The 21141-nt window shown below is 32.4% G+C and carries 22 protein-coding genes and 2 tRNA genes; 13 read left to right on the forward strand and 11 right to left on the reverse strand.

Annotated features, from left to right (window positions below):
- The first annotated feature begins 15 nt into the window (after positions 1-15).
- The 5 genes from ACT53I_RS09720 to ACT53I_RS09740 all read left to right on the forward strand — a co-directional run bounded on the left by ACT53I_RS09720 (position 16) and on the right by ACT53I_RS09740 (position 4839).
- Positions 16-1641, forward strand: a complete 1626-nt coding sequence (locus tag ACT53I_RS09720; protein ID WP_476079494.1) for a leucine-rich repeat domain-containing protein — start codon at positions 16-18, stop codon at positions 1639-1641.
- A gap of 39 nt (positions 1642-1680) precedes the next feature.
- On the forward strand, positions 1681-2196 hold the full coding sequence (locus ACT53I_RS09725; protein WP_476079495.1) for a YciI family protein: 516 nt from the start codon (positions 1681-1683) through the stop codon (positions 2194-2196).
- Positions 2197-2198: 2 nt separating this feature from the next.
- Positions 2199-2543 (forward strand): iron chaperone, encoded by a 345-nt coding sequence (locus ACT53I_RS09730; protein WP_476079496.1) that lies wholly within the window; start codon positions 2199-2201, stop codon positions 2541-2543.
- A gap of 49 nt (positions 2544-2592) precedes the next feature.
- Positions 2593-3978 carry a DNA recombination protein RmuC gene (locus ACT53I_RS09735; protein WP_476079497.1) on the forward strand — a complete coding sequence of 462 codons (1386 nt, stop codon included), beginning with the start codon at positions 2593-2595 and terminating at the stop codon, positions 3976-3978.
- Positions 3979-4068: 90 nt separating this feature from the next.
- Positions 4069-4839, forward strand: a complete 771-nt coding sequence (locus tag ACT53I_RS09740; RefSeq protein WP_476079498.1) for a TrmH family RNA methyltransferase — start codon at positions 4069-4071, stop codon at positions 4837-4839.
- 50 nt (positions 4840-4889) lie between these two features.
- Here ACT53I_RS09740 and ACT53I_RS09745 read toward each other — a convergent pair whose 3' ends face one another.
- The gene (locus ACT53I_RS09745) at positions 4890-5174 is read right to left on the reverse strand and encodes a hypothetical protein (RefSeq protein WP_476079499.1); all 285 of its coding nucleotides are present in this window, start codon (positions 5172-5174) and stop codon (positions 4890-4892) included.
- A 313-nt stretch (positions 5175-5487) separates the two neighbouring features.
- Positions 5488-5700, reverse strand: a complete 213-nt coding sequence (locus ACT53I_RS09750) for a hypothetical protein (protein WP_274780511.1) — start codon at positions 5698-5700, stop codon at positions 5488-5490.
- A 171-nt stretch (positions 5701-5871) separates the two neighbouring features.
- Here ACT53I_RS09750 and ACT53I_RS09755 point away from each other — a divergent pair, with 171 nt between their 5' ends.
- Positions 5872-7041: a hypothetical protein gene (locus tag ACT53I_RS09755; RefSeq protein ID WP_476079500.1), complete on the forward strand. Its 1170-nt coding sequence runs from the start codon at positions 5872-5874 to the stop codon at positions 7039-7041.
- Positions 7025-7606 (forward strand): hypothetical protein, encoded by a 582-nt coding sequence (locus ACT53I_RS09760; RefSeq protein WP_476079501.1) that lies wholly within the window; start codon positions 7025-7027, stop codon positions 7604-7606. Before ACT53I_RS09755 ends, ACT53I_RS09760 begins: the two co-directional genes overlap by 17 nt.
- On the opposite strand, the gene ACT53I_RS09765 is transcribed toward ACT53I_RS09760, so the two are convergent.
- The 3 genes from ACT53I_RS09765 to ACT53I_RS09775 are packed head-to-tail and all read right to left on the reverse strand — an operon-like array spanning position 7546 to position 9665.
- A complete protein-coding gene (locus ACT53I_RS09765) occupies positions 7546-8097 on the reverse strand; it encodes a 5-formyltetrahydrofolate cyclo-ligase (RefSeq protein ID WP_476079502.1) in 552 nt (183 codons plus the stop codon). The two genes, ACT53I_RS09760 and ACT53I_RS09765, sit on opposite strands and share 61 nt — an antisense overlap.
- A 31-nt stretch (positions 8098-8128) precedes the next feature.
- Positions 8129-8359: a ferredoxin gene (locus ACT53I_RS09770; protein ID WP_069800836.1), complete on the reverse strand. Its 231-nt coding sequence runs from the start codon at positions 8357-8359 to the stop codon at positions 8129-8131.
- A gap of 10 nt (positions 8360-8369) precedes the next feature.
- On the reverse strand, positions 8370-9665 hold the full coding sequence (locus tag ACT53I_RS09775; RefSeq protein WP_476079888.1) for a peptidase U32 family protein: 1296 nt from the start codon (positions 9663-9665) through the stop codon (positions 8370-8372).
- Positions 9666-10032: 367 nt separating this feature from the next.
- Here ACT53I_RS09775 and ACT53I_RS09780 point away from each other — a divergent pair, with 367 nt between their 5' ends.
- A complete protein-coding gene (locus ACT53I_RS09780) occupies positions 10033-11559 on the forward strand; it encodes a trypsin-like peptidase domain-containing protein (RefSeq protein WP_476079503.1) in 1527 nt (508 codons plus the stop codon).
- Positions 11560-11616: 57 nt separating this feature from the next.
- Here ACT53I_RS09780 and ACT53I_RS09785 read toward each other — a convergent pair whose 3' ends face one another.
- The 3 genes from ACT53I_RS09785 to ACT53I_RS09795 form a co-directional block, all read right to left on the reverse strand.
- Positions 11617-12060 carry a hypothetical protein gene (locus tag ACT53I_RS09785; protein ID WP_371462909.1) on the reverse strand — a complete coding sequence of 148 codons (444 nt, stop codon included), beginning with the start codon at positions 12058-12060 and terminating at the stop codon, positions 11617-11619.
- Between the two features lie 3 nt (positions 12061-12063).
- The gene (locus ACT53I_RS09790) at positions 12064-12444 is read right to left on the reverse strand and encodes a RidA family protein (RefSeq protein ID WP_069800827.1); all 381 of its coding nucleotides are present in this window, start codon (positions 12442-12444) and stop codon (positions 12064-12066) included.
- Between the two features lie 75 nt (positions 12445-12519).
- Positions 12520-15111, reverse strand: a complete 2592-nt coding sequence (locus ACT53I_RS09795) for a putative LPS assembly protein LptD (RefSeq protein WP_476079504.1) — start codon at positions 15109-15111, stop codon at positions 12520-12522.
- 44 nt (positions 15112-15155) lie between these two features.
- Between ACT53I_RS09795 and ACT53I_RS09800 the strand changes: the two genes are divergently transcribed.
- The 5 genes from ACT53I_RS09800 to aroQ all read left to right on the forward strand — a co-directional run bounded on the left by ACT53I_RS09800 (position 15156) and on the right by aroQ (position 17460).
- The gene (locus tag ACT53I_RS09800; protein ID WP_476079505.1) at positions 15156-16427 is read left to right on the forward strand and encodes an N-acetylmuramoyl-L-alanine amidase family protein; all 1272 of its coding nucleotides are present in this window, start codon (positions 15156-15158) and stop codon (positions 16425-16427) included.
- 59 nt (positions 16428-16486) lie between these two features.
- Positions 16487-16558: transfer RNA gene (locus ACT53I_RS09805), tRNA-Glu, on the forward strand.
- 80 nt (positions 16559-16638) lie between these two features.
- Complete coding sequence (rpsT, locus tag ACT53I_RS09810) at positions 16639-16893, forward strand: 30S ribosomal protein S20 (protein WP_069800821.1); 255 nt, start codon at positions 16639-16641, stop codon at positions 16891-16893.
- 12 nt (positions 16894-16905) lie between these two features.
- Positions 16906-16980 (forward strand) — tRNA-Glu (locus ACT53I_RS09815).
- A 60-nt stretch (positions 16981-17040) separates the two neighbouring features.
- Positions 17041-17460, forward strand: coding sequence for a type II 3-dehydroquinate dehydratase (aroQ, locus tag ACT53I_RS09820; RefSeq protein ID WP_476079506.1), 420 nt, complete (start codon positions 17041-17043; stop codon positions 17458-17460).
- 51 nt (positions 17461-17511) lie between these two features.
- On the opposite strand, the gene pckA is transcribed toward aroQ, so the two are convergent.
- The 3 genes from pckA to fabD form a co-directional block, all read right to left on the reverse strand.
- Complete coding sequence (pckA, locus tag ACT53I_RS09825) at positions 17512-19116, reverse strand: phosphoenolpyruvate carboxykinase (ATP) (protein WP_476079507.1); 1605 nt, start codon at positions 19114-19116, stop codon at positions 17512-17514.
- 129 nt (positions 19117-19245) lie between these two features.
- Positions 19246-20148, reverse strand: coding sequence for a GYDIA family GHMP kinase (locus tag ACT53I_RS09830; RefSeq protein WP_476079508.1), 903 nt, complete (start codon positions 20146-20148; stop codon positions 19246-19248).
- Between the two features lie 64 nt (positions 20149-20212).
- Positions 20213-21088, reverse strand: a complete 876-nt coding sequence (gene fabD / locus ACT53I_RS09835) for an ACP S-malonyltransferase (RefSeq protein ID WP_476079509.1) — start codon at positions 21086-21088, stop codon at positions 20213-20215.
- Between the last annotated feature and the right edge of the window lie 53 nt (positions 21089-21141).

The following is a 21141-nucleotide window of genomic DNA, read 5'->3' on the forward strand; positions in this document are numbered from 1 at the left end:
TTTTAAACACAAATTTTGAAGAAATTTTTACTTTTATTAGTATTCCTTATTTTTAATATTCATAGTGCTCAATACAGCGTTTCTACATCAGAGAGAAATGCACTTATTTCTATTTACAATCAAACCAATGGAGATAACTGGAGCCAAAAATGGGATCTTACCAAAGATCCTTACTATTGGTACGGAGTAAAAATAGAAAACGGAGCAGTTACAGAATTAAGATTGAACGGAAACCTTCTTGAAGGCAACTTTCCTAGCGGTGTTTTGAGTCTTACCAATCTAAAAAAATTAGATGTAAGTTCTAATAAACTCACCGGAAACATCCCTAATTTAGGCTCGTTGATCAATCTTACTTATCTTAACATTAGCAATAATAATTTAAGTGGAGATTTTTACAGTAACATTTCATCACTATCTAATTTAGAAGAAATTCTACTAGGAAATAATTCTGGAAGTCTTGCTTCTACCAATTTCTCATCGTTTACCAATCTTAAAAGTTTAGACCTTTCTGGATTTGGTTTGACCGAAATTCCTAGCACATTAGGAAGTCTTAGTTTTCTTAAAAATTTGAATGTAAGCAATAATTCCATTACACAATTCAGCAATCTTTCGGCATTGGGGAATTTAGAAGAACTGAATATTTCTAAAAATCAACTGACAGAAATTCCTTCGGAAATAAGTGCTCTTGCGTTTTTAAAAATATTAGACGCAAGCCAAAATAATCTTACGAAGTTTTCGGCACTTAATAACATAATCACTTTAGAATGGTTATCTCTAGAAAACAACAACTTGCAAAATCTTCCTACAGAAATTGCCACTTTACAAAATTTAATTCACTTAAATCTTGCTAATAATAAACTTTCTAGCAATTTTGGAACATTAGGTTCTTTAACAAAACTAGAGCAAATTTGGCTAAATCATAATGAGATTACCGCTTTTCCCACAGAAGTTTTAGCGCTTCCTCAGTTGATGAGTTTATCCTTGCAGAGCAATAAACTTAGTGGAAACATTCCAGCTAATCTTCCAGAAATTTGCAACATTTCTAACAACAGATTTAGCGCAACAGAAATTCAGAATTTTCTCAATCAAAAACCAAATAACACAGATTTTGTATATTCTCCTCAAAGATATGACGAAGAAAAAACTGAAAAAGCAATTTTAGCAGGCGCCGTTAGTTTGAACCAATTGCTCTCTGCTTCAGATGGTTATTATTTCACTTGGTATAAAAATTTAGACAACAAAACTTCTACCACTACCGAAAATTACAATATAAACTCAGTAAAAGCTACGGATTTCGGGAAATACACTTGCGAAGCCATTTTGATTAAAGACAATACACTGTATTTTTTAGATTTTGCCACTTTCAGAGAACCGATTACCTTAGAAAAAACCGAAACGTTGGCAACCAATAATCCCAATGAAAAAATCCTTGCCATTTATCCAAATCCTGTAAAAGATTTCCTTCACATCAAAAATCAAAATTACAAGATTGAAAATATTTCGATTTATGACTTATCTGGAAAAATCATTTACTCAGGGAAATCTACGGTAATCAACCTACAAAACTTCCCAACTTCCACCTATATTTTGTACATCAAAACCGAGGAAGGTTATCATCATTTTAAAATTATCAAAAAGTAAGTTCAAAAATTTTTACATTTGTTGAAAACCTTGTCACAAATGAAAAATTTTCTTTATCTAATCATCACTTCAGTTTTAGTGAGTTCTTGTATCTCTTATCAAAAAGGTCAAGATGGAAAACCGGGAACCGCAGGTAAAAATGCTGATGAAATAGTAACCACTCAGGAAAAAAATAAAAAATTAGCAGATTCTCTCGGCGCAGATGAACGTGGCATGAAAACTTATATGCTCGTGATTCTGAAAACCGGCCCAAAAGATGCTGAAATTACAGATAAAACACAGCGTTCCGAACTTTTCAAAGGACATTTTTCTAACATGGAAGCCATGGAAAAAGCAGGAAAACTGAAATTAGCAGGTCCTTTTGCTACGAAAAACGACCTTCAATATCGTGGGATTTTCTTAATCGATGCTAAAACCGAAGAAGAGGTAAAAACTTTGCTTCAAGGAGATCCAACCATTAAAAATGGAATTTTCGATGTGGAAATTCTTCCTTGGTACGGTTCGGCTGCTATTCCTATGCATCTGAAATATCATAATATGATTTCTAAAGAGTAATCATGAAAACTCCCAAAACCTACGAAGAATATTGCTTAGATTTCCCCGAAGAAACTCAAGAAATTTTAGAAAATCTGAAAAATTTCATTCAAAATCTGCTTCCCGAAAGTGAACTCTGCATCAATTACGGAATTCCAACTTTTAAAACGAAAGGCAAAAACGTAATTCATTTTGGAGGTTTCAGAAATCATATCGGTTTATATCCTGGTTCAGAAGCCATAGAAATCTTCGCCGAAAAATTAAAGAAATACAAAACGTCTAAAGGTACAGTCCAGTTTCCTTTGCAAGAAGAATTGCCTTTTGATTTGATTCAAGAAATTGTAGAATTTAGAAAAGAGAAATTTTAGTTTTCCACAAGATAATCATTATAACTTTTTCTTTTTGTAATTTTGAAAAATGGAAATTTTATACATTATTCTCGCATTTATTCTCGGTGTTGTTTTGGCATACTTTATTTTGAAATCTTCTTCGGTTTCTAGAAAAAGCTATGAAGAATTGCAACAAAACTTCAATCAAAAAGAAGCCGATTTTAACAAAATTATAGCGGAAATTTCTGCTCAAAATAAAGCTCAAATTCAGAAAATTGCAGAGCAACAAGAACTTAACGAAAGACAAAACTCCGAAATTAAAGACCTTCAAAACGATAAAAATCAATTAATCGGTTTGAAATCTCAATTGGCTGCTCAGAATGAAAGTCTTCAGCAATTATTGGATTCCCAAAAAGAAGAAATCGTAAAAATTCAGGAAGAAGCAAAGTTGCAATTCGAGAATTTAGCGAATAAAATTTTGGAAGAGAAAACCCTAAAATTCACGGAACAAAATCAACAAAACTTGAAGAATATTCTAAATCCTCTTCAAGAAAAAATTACAGATTTTGAGAAAAAAGTAGAAAACACGCACAAAGAAAGTATAGATTACCACGCAGCTCTTCGTCAACAAATTCTTGGACTTAAAGAAATGAATTTGCAAATGAGCAAAGAAACGCTAAATCTCACCAAAGCATTGAAAGGCGATAGCAAAATTCAAGGAAACTGGGGAGAACTAGTTTTAGAAAGAGTTTTAGAAAAATCTGGCTTAGAAAAAGGTAGAGAATATGAAATTCAGAAAAGTTTTACCACAGAAGAAGGAAACAGAGTTCAGCCAGACGTAATCATCAACCTTCCTGATGGTAAAAAAATGATTGTAGACTCTAAAGTTTCACTTACTGCCTACGAAAAATACATTAATGAGGAAGATGACGAACAAAAAAGCAGCTTCTTAAAAGAGCATGTAAATTCTCTAAAAAGACATGTAGAACAATTAGGAAGTAAAAATTATCAGCATCTCTATCAAATGGAAAGTCCTGATTTTGTTTTACTTTTCATTCCTATAGAACCTGCATTTGCAATTGCTCTAAACGAAGACACTCAATTATACAATAAAGCTTTTGAAAGAAACATCGTTATTGTAACGCCTTCTACTTTGTTGGCAACGCTTCGAACCATTGATTCTATGTGGACGAATCAAAAACAACAAGAAAACGCGTATGAAATCGCAAGACAAGCTGGAGCTTTGTATGATAAATTCGATGGTTTTGTTACTGATTTAGTTAAAATCGGCAAAAAAATGGACGAAGCAAAAACCGAATACGAAGGAGCCATGAATAAATTAGTAGACGGAAAAGGGAATCTGATAACAAGCGTTCAGAAATTGAAAATAATGGGTGCAAAAGCTAAAAAATCTTTACCTGATGCTATTCTTAATAGAGCAAATTCTAGTTTAGAAAATTTAGACGAGGAATAGAACAAAGGAAATCTTATGATTTTCATCTTTGCAACCTTAAAAACATTCAAATTTTAAAAATTTACTTTGCGCACTTTGCGTTTCAAAAATATGATTATCGAAAGCTTACAAAACGAAAAAATAAAAAACCTCAACAGATTAATTACAGACAATAGGTTTCGAAAGAAATCTGGTGTTTTTGTAGTGGAAGGGAAACAAGAAAATGAACGTGCTTTGCAATTTGGATTTGAAAATGTAGAATTTTTTATTTGCGAATCTATTTTTGGCATCAATCATCCAGAAGGTAAAATACATTTTGTTTCCACCCAAGTTTATGAAAAACTAGCTTACAGAGGAACTTCTGAAGGAATTATCGGCATTTACAAAACCAAAGAATTTGATTTAAAAAATTATCAGCCAAAAGACAATGCTTCAGTTATTGTAGTAGAATCTGTAGAAAAACCAGGAAATCTAGGCGCAATTTTGAGAAGTTGTGAAGCTTTTGGAATAGATGCATTAATTGTTACCGATTCTAGAGTAGATTTTTACAACCCAAACGTTTTACGAAGTAGTGTAGGTTGTTTTTTTGGAATGAACATATTCTCTGCGACCAATGAAGAAACTTTGGCGTTTTTACAAGAGAATTGTTTCAAAATCTACACCACGTTTATGGATGAAACCGCCGAAGATTTATACAAGAAAAACTTCAATGAAAAATCTGCTTTATTTTTCGGAACGGAACATTCTGGATTAAGTGATTTTTGGCTTCATAAAGGTGAAAACATTCTCATCCCGATGTCTGGAACTATAGATTCGCTTAATCTAAGCAATGCAGTGGCTATTTCCTGCTACGAAATACTGAGACAAAAACTCTCTAAATAAAAAACCGCCTTGTTTTCACGAGGCGGTTTTGTTTGTAATTAATTTCTTAATTATTTTTTCACAGCTTCTTCTACTTTAGCTGCTCCTTCTTTCACTTCTTTAGCTGCACCTTTTACTGCATCTTTAGCTTCAGCAGAAGCGTTTTTAGCAGCGTCTTCCACTTTAGCAGCAGCTGAATCTACTACAGCAGCAGCAGAGTCTACAGTTACCGCAGCAGAATCTACCATTGCAGTTGCAGCAGAATCTACAGTTTCAGTTGTTTCAGTTGTTTCTTTTTTGTTACAAGCAACTAATGCTAAAGCAGCTACAGCTGCTACGAATAATGATTTTTTCATAATAATAAATTTAATTTAAGGGTTTAAAAAATTTGTTTGTTTCATTTTGTTGATACAAATGTATAACCACTCCGAAAATATAATTTGAAAATTCATTGTAAATATCTTTGTAAAGAGATTTTACAAAAAAATAAGATTGATAATCAGAAAATTAAATATTTTAAATCAAAATTAAATTCAATTTCTACAACTTATAAATACAAAAAAACATCTAAAAAAAAATTAGATGACTAACTATTTAATTTTACATTTGCAATAATAAAAAAAACGCTCCTCTGTGAGGAACGTTTTAGTTTTTTTCTGTTGAGAAAAATTATTTTGCAGCTTCTTCAACTTTAGCAGCAGCTGAATCAACAGTTGCAGCAGCAGAATCAACAGTTGCAGCAGCAGAGTCAACAGTAGCAGCAGCAGAGTCAACAACAGCAGCAGCAGAATCTACAGTTTCAGTAGCTTCAGTAGTTTCAGATTTTTTACAAGCAACAACAGCTAATGCAGCGATAGCTGCTACGAATAATGATTTTTTCATAATAAATTAATTTAATTAAATTGTTTAAAAATTGTTTTGTTCACTTTTAACAGAGCAAAGATAGGGTCATAGAAAAAATTTGTTTTAGAAAATTAATTGTAATATATTTGTAAAATAGTTTTACAAAAAACTTATACTGATAATCAAACACTTAAATAATCTTATAAGATTTTGGCAGATTTAGATTTATTGCATTTCGAGCAATTAAAAGCAGAAGTTCAGGCGGAATATCTTAAAAATCACCATCCTTCCTACGATGAAATTTCGAAGTGGAAAGGAATTGATATTATTTATTTTCAAGAGGATTTACGAAAAAAAGCTAAGGGAAACATTAGCGAAAAGTCTTTCTATACTTATTTCAAGACGGTTCCTTCTAGCAAATTACCAAGAATAGACATGCTCAATTTATTGGCCATCTATGCTGGGTATCAATCTTGGTATGATTTTAAGAAAAATCATCTTTTTGCCAATGAAATTATTTCTGAACATGAAAAACCATCAGAAATTATCATTGCAGATGAAGAAAAATTAGAAATTTCTACTGAAAAACCAACAGAATCAGCATTTTCAACACCTGAAAAAGCTATTCCAAATATTGAAAAAACTACCACAGCAGAAATTCAACCATCTCTTGAGGAAACAAAAACAACCGTTGCAACATCTACATCTTCACAAAGGATTTTCAAAAATCCATTCATAAACCTTATAAAACAATATTTTTGGCTCATTTCTTCTGTAGTATTAATGACTATGGTCTTGATTTTAGTTTTTTGGCAAAGAATTTTTGCAACAGACTATAAATTCACTTTTATAGATGCTGATAGAAATACAAAAATAAAGGACATCATAGAAATAAGAGTTTTAAAAGAAAATGAAACTCCTATTAGATATATTATCAATTCTGGCAAAGATATTGAAGATGATGAATTAGGTGTTTTTAGATTTCCAACTCAAAGTAAGACTTTGGCTATGGAAGTCAATTCACCTTTTTACAGAAAGGATACTATTTATAGAAATCTAGATCCTGCAAGAACTAATGAAACAATAGAATTAGAGCCAGATGTTTATGCACAAGCGTTGTACTACTATTCTACCAATGACATTAGCAAAAAGAGAGAAGAATTAGATAAAATCATTAGTAAAAATGCTTTAATTTATCAAGTTTTCGATAATGAAACGTATGGCGTAGAAACCTTAGACAAACAAAAATATATAGGACTTGTCACGACACCAACTACTTCTTTGAAAAATTTTAAAATGATAGAGACTAAAGTGAGTCCAGAAACTAAAAAAATAATCCTTATTAAATTTAAAATACAACCTGATGAAATCACTAAATAAAAATGTAATCTTTGCTTTAATCCTAGCATTAATGACGATTATTGCTTGTAAAAAAGAGCAGCCAAAAAGTGATATAGATGTATTAAGAAACGGCAATAATGAAGATGTATATTCTACCACAAAACTAGACAGTGCGCAAGCTATAGCAAGTATAACTCAGCAAAAACTGCAAGAATTATACGATATTTCTGCATTATATTCTTCTGGAAATAAAAATACGGCAATTGACTCACTAAATTATGAGCAAATTCAAGGATATTTTGTAAAAAAAGATTCGGCGAACGTAATGGGACTTCTGAAAGAACTTGACAGCCTGAAAGTAAAACTGGTTAAAGTAAAAAACCTTAGCATCAATACTGAAATCAATGGAAAAGACACCTTAGATTATGCTAATTATACGGTAGAATATAAAGATAGAGACCAAAGAATGATTGGCGAATTCAATAAAAAATCTCAATATAAACTCTTGAAATCTCCTGTGAATTTCAAAAAAGAATTCAAATTTTATTTTGTAGAAATTGATGTACAACCAAAAGACAGCACTTCTGTAGGCGTAACCAAATAATCCAATTTTACATCTTGTAAAGAAACATCATCAATAGAATAAGTCGGCGAGAAATAATTCACGCCGATTTTTTTTGCATCATGATTAATTCCTGCAAAAAATTGGTCGTAAAAGCCTTTTCCATAGCCTATTCTATTTCCTAATGTATCGCAATACAATAGTGGTGTAATTACATAATCAAAAGCATCAGATTCATTTTCATTAGATTCTGGCTCTAGAATTCCCCACGAATTTTGCAAAAAAACAGTGTCTGGTTTAATATGAATAGAAATAATCTTATTCCCAACCATTTTTGGAACGAAAACCTGAATATTTCTTTCAAAAAAATAATTGATAAAGATTTTAGTATTGATTTCGTTCAATTTTTCAATTGGAAAAAAAATGTGAACTTTCTGATTTTCAATTACATTAAATTGTAAAACGAAATTTTCAAATATTTTCTGAGATAATGACAAGACCTCATCTTTCGACAAGGTCTTTCTCAAATCCATATATTTTTTACGTAAATCTTTTTTAAGCATTTTAGATTTCCTTTACCGATATAATTTTCACTGGACAAGCTTTTGCTGCTTTTTCACATGGTTCATACGCATCAGGAATCGGTGTTTTAAGCGTAAAGAAGCCTTTCTTATCAGCAGATTTCAATAAAACAGATTTTCCGTCTTTCTTAGACATACGGAAATATTCTGGCGCAAACTCCGCACAGTAATTACAGCCAATGCATTTATCTCTTTGTAGTGTAATAATTACCATTATAACTTAATTAGTGTGAGTAAGCTCCTTCATCTACATTATTCTGTTGTGTACCAGGCTCTTCTACTTTTACAATTTTGTATAATTTATCAGATGGACGAACTCTAAATTCTGTTTTAAAGGTAACCACATCAGATTTCGAAGCTTTAGTAGCCCCTTCTTTACCATCTACCATCATATGTTCAATTACAATTTCTTGAGAACCTGTAGTTGGTCCTTGAATCAGAACTCTATCTCCTATACTTAAATCATAGGCTTCAATTAAAAATTCTGCAATATTTGATTTTGGATAGAAATGTCTTCCTTTACCAATGTAAATTTTCTTTTGCGTAGCGCTACTTCCAGAGTTTGGTGACCATTCTCCTAATTCTTGACCAAGATAATAACCACTCCAGAAACCTCTGTTGTAAACCGTTTCCAACTGCTTCATCCAAACTTCTACTTTCTCTGCAGAAAAAGTTCCATCAGCAATGCTATCAATGGCTTCTCTGTAACATTTAGTCACAGTTGCTACATATTCTGGCGCTCTTCCTCTTCCTTCGATTTTTAAAACTTTTACACCAGCATCTACGATTTGGTCTAAAAATCCTATCGTACAAAGATCTTTAGGAGACATCATGTATTCATTATCTAATTCTATTTCGAAGCCAGATTCTTGGTCAATAACCGTATATTTTTTTCTACAATTTTGTTTACAAGCTCCTCTGTTTGCTGAAGAATTATGAGAATGAAGACTCAAATAACATTTCCCAGAAACCGCCATACAAAGTGCACCATGGCCGAAAATTTCTATTTCTACTAAATTTCCAGAAGGTCCTTTGATTTGTTCTTTTTCAATTTGAGAACAGATTTTTTTGATTTGAGTAATAGAAAGTTCTCTACTCATCACCATCGTATCTGCAAAAAGTGCATAAAACTTAACCGTTTCTATATTGGTGATATTAATCTGAGTAGAAATATGTACTTCCATGCCTATTTGTCTTGCATAAGCAATTACCGCCTGATCCATTGCAATTACCGCAGTAAGATCTGCTTCTTTTGCTTTATCAAGCAAAGTTTTGATGATGGATAAATCGTGGTCGTAAATAATGGTATTAAGAGTAAGATAAGTTCTCACTCCTTTTTCTTTACATCTTCTAGAAATTTCTGGCAAATCTAAAATTGTAAAGTTCATAGAAGCTCTAGCTCTCATGTTGAGCTGTTCTACACCGAAATATATTGAATCTGCACCATTATCTAATGCTGCTTGTAAAGAAGTAAAATCTCCTGCTGGAGCCATTAATTCTATTCTTCCGCTTTTTGTCATTCTAAAATGTAAAATTTTTTGCAAAGATATGTTTTTTAGAATTATTCTAAAAAGCTTATAATAGATAGATTCGATTTATACTAATATCTTATTTTCTTTTTACTTAAAACATAAAATAAGACTATAAAAAATAGAACTATAAAAAATAAAGTAGTCCACATGATTACTAAAATTAATGGTTTTGTTAATATTCAAATTTACTTCAACCTATCTTTGGATTCAATACGTAAATTGTATGATATTCAATTACAATTCTAAAATTTTCTTAAACTCGTTAAACTTTGTTAAAAGTGTAACACTAATAATTTAGTGAACACTAATTTTGCATTAAATTTGTTATACTTAAACTATAAAAGAAGAATTAACAATGAAGAACAGTTTAAAACAATTATTACCTTTTGCTGTTGTAGGTATATTATCTGGTGCCACAACTTTTGGTGCAATAGAGTATTTCAAAACGAATGAAAATAACAGCGATTTTTCTTATTTCCATACTGCAAATGATAATGTAAAATTCGCAGGAATAAATTCCGCAAACGTGGGCGATGATTTTGTAAAAGCTGCAAAAACGACAGTTCCTGCAGTGGTTACCATTAAAAATTATCAATCCAGAAGTTCAAGTTCAAACAGAATGTCAGAACAAGACTTATTTGAACAATTTTTCGGAAATCCTTTTGGAAATCAAAGACAAAACCAAAAACAACAGCAACCACCTAAAGATGTTCCTTCTGGATTAGGAAGTGGCGTGATTATTTCACCAGACGGTTACATTATTTCTAATAACCACGTAGTTGCAGGTGCCAATAAATTAGAAGTTATTCTAAGTAACAAGAAAAGTTACGTAGCCAATCTTATTGGAACAGACCCAAGTACAGACATCGCTCTTCTAAAAATTGAAGAAAAAGGTTTGCCTTATCTTAATTTTGCCAATTCAGATTTAGTAGAAGTAGGACAATGGGTTTTAGCAGTAGGAAATCCACTGGGTTTAAATTCTACCGTTACCGCAGGTATTGTTTCAGCTAAAGGAAGAAGCATAGACTTGCTAAGTCAACAATCTAGAACTCCTATTGAAAGCTTCATTCAAACAGATGCAGCGATTAATCCAGGAAATTCTGGTGGTGCTTTGGTTAATGTAAACGGAGACTTAATCGGCATCAACTCTGCCATTTCTTCTAATACAGGTTACTATGAAGGCTATGGTTTTGCGGTTCCTGCTAACTTAGCTAAAAAAGTAGTTGAAGACATTAAAAAATTCGGTTTGGTACAAAGAGGATTCTTAGGAGTTGTAAGTTTAGACCTTTCTGATGACAGACAAGTTGCCGCTTATAATCAAAGTCAAAAAGCCAACATCAAAGCAAGTAGCGGAATTATGATTACTGAAATCACTGAAAATAGCGGTGCTGAAGATGCTGGATTAAGAAAAGGAGATATTATCAAAAAAATAGATAATTCTACCATAGAAACTTTCGCGGATTTATCTGCTGCAGTTGGTAGCAAAAGACCTGGAGATAAAGTTATGGTAACTTATATTAGAAATGGTAAATCTTATACTGAAACCGTAACGCTTAAAGACCAAAAAGGAGGAACTTCATTCCGAAGCAAAGCAGATTTATCTGTTACGGAAAAAATTGGTGGTGAATTCGAGGTTTTAAGCGACCGTTTTAAAACTGATTATGGTTTAAATAGCGGTGTAATTGCAAGAAATATAGTAGAAGGTGGTGAGTTAGAAAGAATAGGAGTTTATGACAATTACATCATTATAGAAGTCAACGGAAAACCTGTAAATTCACAAAAAGATGTAGAAAAAATCTTAGATGGATATAAGGGAACTGTACAAATAAAATACGTAGACGAATACGGTAGAATGTACACCAGAGGTTTTAAAATGCCTTAATCATAGTTTTATAAATTCCAAAGAAAAAGCCTTTCAAAAAATTTTGAAAGGCTTTTTTTATTTAGATTTAGGAAATTCTTTCCTTTTATTTCGTTCGTAAATTACTTCTACTATTTTTCCTCCTAACCATGCAAAAGGAAAATATACAATGAAGATTAAAATTTTATAAAATGTAGGATGATAAGGGAAAACAATAATATCTAACATGGCTATAAATAGCAAAATGAAGCCAATAAGAATCGCATAAGCTACTTTAGCATACTTTACAATAATTGCCGTAATAACTCCACCAATTGTTGCTCCAAATCCTGAAGAAAGAAGTAAAGTCCAGAAAAAACCTGGCTTATTTTCTACACTTTTCAACAATTCCCACCAATGTTCAAACGGAAAAAAACCTTCATAATTCACCCATGATGAATTAATTTTTACACCCAGCGAAATAATGACTCCTGCCATCGCCAAGCCACATAAAACGCCTAATGTATTTCTTAAAAAATTCATGTCTTAGAACTGATGTGCAATCATAGAAATTTCTACACTCACATTTTTGGGTAAACAAGAAACCTCTACTGTTTCTCTTGCTGGATAATTTCCTCCTTCGAAATAAGATGCATAGATTTCGTTCATCACTGCGAAATCATCCATACTCTTTAAGAAAATAGTAGATTTTACTACATTTCCGAATCCCATTCCTGCTTCTTCTAAAATGGCTTTTAGATTTTTCATCACTTGGTGTGTTTCTATTTCTATTCCATCCAATAAATTCCCAGTAGACGGATCAATAGGGATTTGACCAGAAATATAGAGAACGCCATTTACAAGGTTAGCTTGTGAATACGGACCAATTGCAGCGGGTGCATTGTTAGTAGAAACTATCTTCTTCATATTTTTGTAAAATTATCATGCAAAGATAAAATTTCTGAACAAATAAAAAATAGTGTTCAGAGATTCCTTCGTTTTTTAGAAAGTACTGCCACTTTGTTGGAAACTTCTTTCCTTGTATTTTACAGCATCTTTTAAAATATTTGCTTTTATACTGATAAAGAAATCATATACTTTATATTGACCAAAAGGCACCCAATTAAAGGTAAAAGAGAAACTTCTTTGGTCTCTAGAAAATCCTAATCTGGTGTACGCTAAACTTTTTGAAACAAAATCATAATGCGTGTTTCCGCTTAAACTCCAATAAGGTGTAAGTTTTACGCTACCATCTAAACCTAGTGAAGCTACACTTTTCCCAAATCTGGTATTGTTTTTAGAATAACCATAATTGGCATTAAGATTCAAAGTCCAAGGTTGATTAAATCGGGAGTAATTATCTTGGTCAAAATAATAGACTTCGTTTCGTATTTCTCCTTTGGTTTTATACTTGGTTGCTAAATCTTCTTTTTTTCCAAAAGTTTCATTGTTCAGAGGGAAAGAAAAATTCATGCTGAAACTCTGGATATTAAAATGTCCAAAATTCTCAGTTCTAATACCGTTTTCCTGACCTGGAATAAATACAATTTGATAAGGATCTATCGAAACATTAGAATTGACACTTAATTTATTTTGGAAGAAAGAAGTCTGTGTACTAATCGAAATCAATGACCATTTGTATTTATCTGCAGCAAAATTATAACCTCCAGAAATATTTAAACTTTCAAAAATTTTAACTTTTTTGGTTCCTGTAGAATCGGTTTTACTTCTCACCTTCATCTCTAAGTTGTTATTGATATTGAAACCAATAGACTGTGTTAAACCTTGATTAGGTGAACCAAACATCCCTCCTTCGAAAATAGAATAAGTGGTTAAAACGCCTCTTTCGTCATAATAACTTTTGAAATATCCAAACTTTGGATCTCCAAAATCTGGAGAATACGTAAACCCAATACTCGGAGTTACCATGTGTCTGATGGCTTGAATTTTAGATTTTTCACCAAATTTCAACATTCCATACAAAACGGTTTGCAAACTTGCAGATGTAGAAAACGTAGAATAACCCGTCAAATTTTTATTCAAATTCCTTTCTAAAGTATTGGTAACTGGATTATAGTTCTTGCTAATCGTTTTAGTAGTTGCTACGTTATCAATATTAGCGCCTAATGAAAACGTAAAAAACTTAGCAACAGTCGTGTTCGTAGCGAGCGCAATGTTATTTTTAGCACCAGTTTGCAAATTATCCCACATGGTTTTGGTGAATAAATCATCATTTTTCACCCCAGAAACATAGTTGCTGAATTGCAATCCAGTATTTACGGTAATGTTTTCTAACATCCCCGTTCTAATTCCTGTTTTTGGTTTAAATAAATAAAACTGATTGGTAGAAACATTCAGCTGTGGCAATCTAATATCGGTAAGTCCCGTAGTAAAGTTTTGCGAATAACTACCTGTTCCCGTGATAGTTATCGGTAAATTCAAAAATCTTTTGGTAAAGCTCACCGTAGAGTTTTGTTGTGCATTTAGAGCACTTTGGTTAAAAATATGGGAATTATTAACCGTGTTATTGTAGAATTTGTTACTCGTAATATTTACAGATGCCGAAAAATTAAAAAACGGATTGGCTTTAGTATCTTGAGTATGTGTCCATGCAATATTATAAACACTGCTTTTGGTATAATTTTCTAGACCTTTTATTCCTCTGATGGTAGTTCCTATTTCTCCTCGGAAAGAACCATTGTACTTATAATTTTTTCGATAAGTTACTTCTGGTCTGAAGTTCCAACTTCCCTTAGTATAATAATCAAAGTAGGTTTTCACATCAAAATGCTCCCCAATTGGCAAATAATACCCCAAACTATTCAAGAAAAATCCCACGTCTTGTCTTTCCCCAAAACTCGGAATAAGAATTCCCGCCATTCTTTTTTCAGAAAACGGAAGAATCGCAAATGGTAGAATAAGTGGTGTAGGAACTTGCTCTATATACATCTGTATAGGCCCCGTAATTAATTTAGAATTCTCTTTTCCCTTTACCAATTTAATATCTGGCGCAAGCAAATAATAATCTGCTATGGTATCTTTTTTCTTAAGGAAATATTCGTCTGTAGTATATTTTCCTCTCTTGAGATAAAAAACAGAGTCATTTACTTTTTTGGTTATTTCTGCTACAATTACACCTTCACTTTCTTCGGTTCTCGCGTTATAAGCAATGGCTTGTTTGGTTTTATAATTGTAGCTGAATTCGGAATATTCATATTTTTTACCACCTTGAGTTGCTACAGCAGGTTCTGTAATTTTTCCTATAGAATCTACTTTTCCTCTTGCAAAAATCAGTCCTTTGTCCCAATCTATTTGGATATAATCTGCATTAATCTTCATATCTTGATATGAAACTTCTGCATTTTTATTGAGATAAGACATTTTTTTCGGAACTTCGTTTCTAATATTATCCGCTTTAGAACGTACAATATCATCTATTTGTTCTTTTTCTATTTTTACGGTATCTGTTTTGGAAACAGCAGTTACCTTATCACTATTTTTAGGCGCATTTTCTAGCTTATTTTGTGCTAAAAAATTGTTAAAAATTAGGATAATTAAAATTTGTAAGGTATTTTTGAGACCGTTTTTAATCAATGGAGTGTATAATTTCAGGCTCCAAAATTAATAATTTTTAAAAAATGAAAACGCATAAACACGCATTTAATATAATTTTAACAGTATTATTTTTAATTTTCGCTCAATTAGGCGCACAAAAGAAGTTTGTTATTGTATTAGATGCCGGTCACGGCGGTTCTGATGTGGGAGCAACTAGAAAATACGAAAACATAGGATTAGTACAAGAAAAAGACGTTACACTAGGCATTGTATTGAAGCTAGGCAGAATGCTCGAAAAAAATAAAGATTACAAAATTATTTACACCAGAAAAATAGACGAATATCCTTCTCTAGCAGATAGAACAGACCTTGCCAATAGAAGTCATGCCGATTTATTTATCTCTGTACATTGTAATGCAAGCACTAAATCTACACCTTACGGAACAGAAACTTATGTACAAGGTCCAGACCAGAACAAAACCAATTTAGAAGTTGCCAAAAGAGAAAATGACGTAATTTTCTTGGATGATAAAGACCGCGAAAGATTCGCTTCTTACGACCCAACTTCTCCAGAATCTTTAATTGCATTAAGAATTCAGCAAAGTAAATACCTAGAAAGCAGTTTGATTTTTGGCGGTTTTGTAGAAGAAAATTTCGTGAAAAAAGATAAAAGATATTCTAGAGGGGTGATGCAGAAAAACCTTCACGTACTACGTCTTAATGCGATGCCATCTGTTTTAATAGAAACGGGATTCATCAGTAATGCTGAAGAGGCGGAATATTTAGCTTCTGACAAAGGTCAAGATGAAATTGCAGAATCTATTTACGACGCAATTACCAGCTACAAAAAACGCATCGATAGAAACCAGAAAAAAATAGTAGAAGAACCGAAAGAACTTCCTCTTAAAAATGATTTCAGAATTCTTTTGATGAGCACTCCAAACAAATATGCAGTTGGAGATCCCGCTCTCAAAGGACTTAATTACATCTTAACCATCAAAGAAAATGGTTTGTACAAATATTACTACAGCGTAACTAATTTCGCTTCTATTAAAGAAAACAACCTTAAAACCGCTAAAGATGCTGGATTTAGAAATGCCACTGCTGTAAGTTTTATTCCTAACCAAGACATGAACACTGGCTACTATAGATTAGAAGTCTACACCGGAAAAGATAAATTACCTAGCTCTTCCCCAATATTAAAACTATTAAAAGACGTAGAAAGAGTAAAAGCTAATGGCATATTTTACTACACTTATGGCAATGTAAAATCTCTAGAAGCGGCCACTAAACTTCAAAAAGACCTTGAAGAAAAGGGGATTACCAATACTACAATAGAAAAAGTTTATAAATAATCAAGAAAATTTTGCGAGTTCTAAAAAAGTTCTTATTTTTGCACGCACAAAAAAAGAATGGCCTATTCGTCTAGTGGTTAGGACTCAAGATTTTCATTCTTGCAACAGGGGTTCGATTCCCCTATAGGCTACAAATTTTAAAAAATTTTAAAAAATAATTTGCAAATTAAAAAATAGTTTTTATCTTTGCACCCACATTTCAGAAACAATTATGGCAAATCATAAATCAGCACTTAAGAGAATCAGACAATCTGAGAAAAGAAGATTGAGAAACAGATACTATCACAAAACTGCTAGAACAGCTGTGAAAGTATTAAGAAATGAAGAAAACAAAGCAGCTGCTTCAGAGCAATTGCCGAAAGTAATCTCTTTATTAGACAAATTAGTAAAGAAGAATATTATTCACAAAAACAAAGCTGCTAACTTAAAAAGCAAGTTAACTAAACACGTTAACAAGTTAGCTTAAGAATAAATTTCTGGCCCGTTCGTCTATCGGTTAGGACTCAAGATTTTCATTCTTGCAAGAGGGGTTCGATTCCCCTACGGGCTACCAAAATCCTCAGAAAATTTCTGAGGATTTTTTTTGTTTTAAAAATTTCATACCTTTGAGAATATGAAAATTCTAATATTAAACGGAGCCAATCTCAATCTTCTAGGAACTCGTGAGCCAGATATCTATGGAAGTACTTCAATGGAAGATGTTTTAACACATTTAAAATCTGAGTATTCTCAACACGCTATTGAATATTTCCAGTCTAATTTTGAAGGGGAAATCATCGGGAAAATTCAAGAAAATAACTTTGATGCTCTTATTATTAATCCTGGCGCTTTTACCCATTATTCTTACGCCATAGCAGATGCGCTTAAAAACCTTAGGAAACCCAAAATAGAGGTTCACATTAGCAATATTTATCAACGTGAAGAATTCAGGCAGAAATCAGTTACCGCAGCTTATACAGATGCTGTTCTCTCCGGTTTTGGTACAGAAGGCTACAGAATAGCAATTATTCATTTAATTTCTACAATACAATAAAAAAAATCCTCAGCGTAAACTGAGGATTTTATATTTAGGCATTTCTCTTTTTTACAATTGAGGACCAGCTGCAACTAATCTTCTACCTTCTTCTGTATCGCAGTATTGTTCGAAGTTTTTGATATATCTAGCTCCTAAATCTTTAGCTTTTGCTTCCCATTCGCTAGCATCAGCATACGTGTTTCTTGGATCTAGAATTCCTTCAGTTACATTTGGTAAAGAAGTAGGAATTTCTAAATTCATAATTGGAACTACATTTTTAGGTGCACCCTCTATAGAACCATCTATAATTGCATCAATAATTGCTCTAGTATCTTTAAGAGAAATTCTCTTACCAGTACCATTCCAACCTGTATTTACTAAATAAGCTTTAGCTCCGTGTTCTTTCATTTTACCAATTAATGTTTTAGAATACATTGTTGGGTGTAATGTAAGGAAAGCTTCACCGAAAGCTGGAGAGAATGAAGGCTCTGGAGAAGTGATTCCTCTCTCTGTTCCTGCTAATTTAGATGTATAACCGCATAAGAAGTGGTATTGAGCTTGATCATCACTTAAAATAGATACTGGAGGCAATACTCCGAATGCATCTGCTGATAAATAAACGATTTTTTTAGCGTGACCAGCTTTAGAAGGAAGTACAATTTTATTAATATGATAGATTGGGTAAGAAACTCTAGTATTTTCTGTAATAGAATTATCTTTATAGTCTATTTCACCATATTCGTTTACCACTACGTTTTCTAATAAAGCATCTCTCTTAATCGCTCTGAAAATGTCTGGTTCTTTTTCTTCAGTAAGGTCAATTACTTTTGCGTAGCAACCACCTTCATAGTTAAATACACCATTATCATCCCATCCGTGTTCATCATCACCAATTAAATATCTTTTTGGGTCTGCAGAAAGTGTAGTTTTCCCTGTACCAGAAAGTCCGAAGAATAATGCTACATCACCTTCTTCTCCTACGTTTGCAGAGCAGTGCATAGAAGCCATTCCTCTTAATGGAAGATAGTAGTTCATCATGGCAAACATCCCTTTCTTCATCTCACCTCCATACCAAGTTCCTCCAATAATTTGAATTCTTTCTGTAAGGTTAAACATTACAAAGTTTTCAGAATTTAATCCTTGAGCCTGCCAATCTGGATTTACTGTTTTAGAACCATTCATCACGATGAAATCTGGAGTTCCGAAGTTTTCTAACTCATATAATGATGGTCTAATAAACATATTTGTTACAAAATGAGCTTGCCATGCTACTTCCATTACAAATCTTACTTTAAGTCTTGTATCTGGATTGGTACCACAGAATGCATCTACTACATATAATTTTTTAGAAGAAGAAAGCTGTTCTAAAACTAATTCTTTACAAGATTTAAAAATCTCTGGAGTTGTAGGGAAATTAACTTTTCCGTCCCAACAAATAGTATCTTTTGTTACATCATCTTTTACGATATATCTATCTTTAGGTGATCTACCTGTGAAAATACCCGTTTTTACAGCAACTGCGCCTGATTCTGTAAGAGCTCCCTTTTCAAAACCTTTATTTTTAGCAGACATTTCTGCTTTAAAAAGTTCTTCATAGGTTGGATTATACACTACTTCGTGATAACCTGTAATACCTAGATCATGTAGCTCTTGAATGATTTTAATGTTTTTCATAACTAAAATATTATTGTTCATATTTTTTTGTATTACAAAATTAGCAAAAGTATATAGTTTTATTAAATCATAAATTATGACTTTAGTCACTGAAATTCGTCATAGATTTTATTTTCAAAATATTGAAAATCAATATATTAAATTTTTCCATTCTATGATATTTCTAAAATTGCGCTCAAAAAAGTAATTTTTGTAATCCCCAAATTTTGAAGCTAGAACGAAATCTCCGCCCCAAGCTCCCAAACTTTTAATGAAACTTGGGCAGTCTTGAAAGTGTTTTTCTTTGGCTGTTTTCATTCCTAAAAATTCACTTAACTTACTCTCATGCAATATCATAAGGTTAGAAAACTCTTCCAAGGTTTCACATTGTAGTACTTTTTGAGTAATTTCTGAAAAGTCAGTTCTTAAATCTAAAGATTTTTTTTGAGACTGAAAAGCTCTTATTCCTTCTCTGCTATCTTGCTTTTGGTTTAAATGAATGAAGATTAAATCATCAGTAAAACTAGGATTGAATTCTACTCTTTCTACTTTTCTAGGGCTATTTTGATAAAGAATGGCAGACTTTTCTTGAGCCACAGCTATATCATAACCACTTCCACCCAAAGAAAGTTCATTAAGAAGAAAAGCATCTATATGAGACCACTCTGCTAAATTATTCATCAATGTAGAACTACTCCCCAATCCATAATTCGCGGGGAACTGTAAATTAGTAGTAATCTTATACGTAGAATCGCTATGAAATTTTTCTGTAGAAAGTTTCTGTACGTTTTGAAGCACTTTAAGAATAAATGCTGCGCTTTCAGGAAGGTTGGTTTGTACAATTTCCCAATTTTTATAATCTATTTGGATAGAAAGCCAAGGTTTGTTCTCATGCAAAGCCTCCCAAAAAACCATGGAAGCACCATCTTTTTCTTCTTCGTAATAAAAATCTTGCCCCAATTGAGTAGGTACTGCTAAAGCTAAAGCTCCATCTAATACAAAATATTCTGAAGTAATCAGTAATTTGCCTGGTGAAAATATGTGATTTTTCAAAGGATTTTATTTTTAACAAAAATAAAAAGAAAAAGCCACAAAAAAATTTGTGGCTTACTTTATTTTAAATTGCAGATGCAACTGTTACTTCGGAGTTAATCTTCTTTATCAGTCCTTGCAAAGTTTTTCCTGGTCCTACTTCTACAAAATTTGTAGCGCCTTCTTTAATCATGTTTTGTACAGACTGTGTCCATTTTACAGGTCCTGTTAACTGAGCAATCAGATTTTTCTTAATTTCATCTGGATCTGTAACTGCAGTCGTTGTAATATTCTGATAAACCGGAATGGTTGCTTTTCTAAATTTTGCATTTTCTATTGCTGCAGCGAGTCTTTCTTGTGCGGGTTGCATTAAAGGTGAATGAAACGCACCATTTACAGGTAAAATTAATGCTCTTTTCGCACCAGCTTCTTTCATAGCGTTACACGCTTCTTCTACCGCTTTGGTCTCACCAGAAATTACCAATTGTCCTGGACAGTTGTAATTCGCTGGGACTACAATTCCATTAATTGACGCACAAATTTCTTCCACCTTAGCATCATCTAAACCTAGAATTGCTGCCATAGAAGATGGATTAACATCACATGCTTCTTGCATCGCCAAAGCTCTTTCTGAAACCAGTTTAAGTCCATCTTCAAAACTTAAAACTCCATTAGCAACTAATGCTGAAAATTCTCCTAAAGAGTGTCCTGCTACCATTTGAGCTCCTGTTCCGTCTATTGCTTTTACAGCAGCCACAGAATGAATAAATATTGCTGGTTGAGTAACTTTTGTTTTTTTAAGGTCTTCATCAGTTCCCTCGAACATGATTTTTAGTATATCAAAACCTAGAATTTCATTACTGAAATCCATGAGGTCTTTAATTTCTTTTCTACTATCATAGAGTTCTTTTCCCATTCCTACGAACTGAGAACCTTGCCCTGGAAATACAAGTGCTTTCATAATTTTTTTCGATAAAATTTGAGTCTTATTCTTCTTTTGTTTAGTATTAGTTT

Source organism: Cloacibacterium sp. DMC96 (assembly GCF_056313765.1).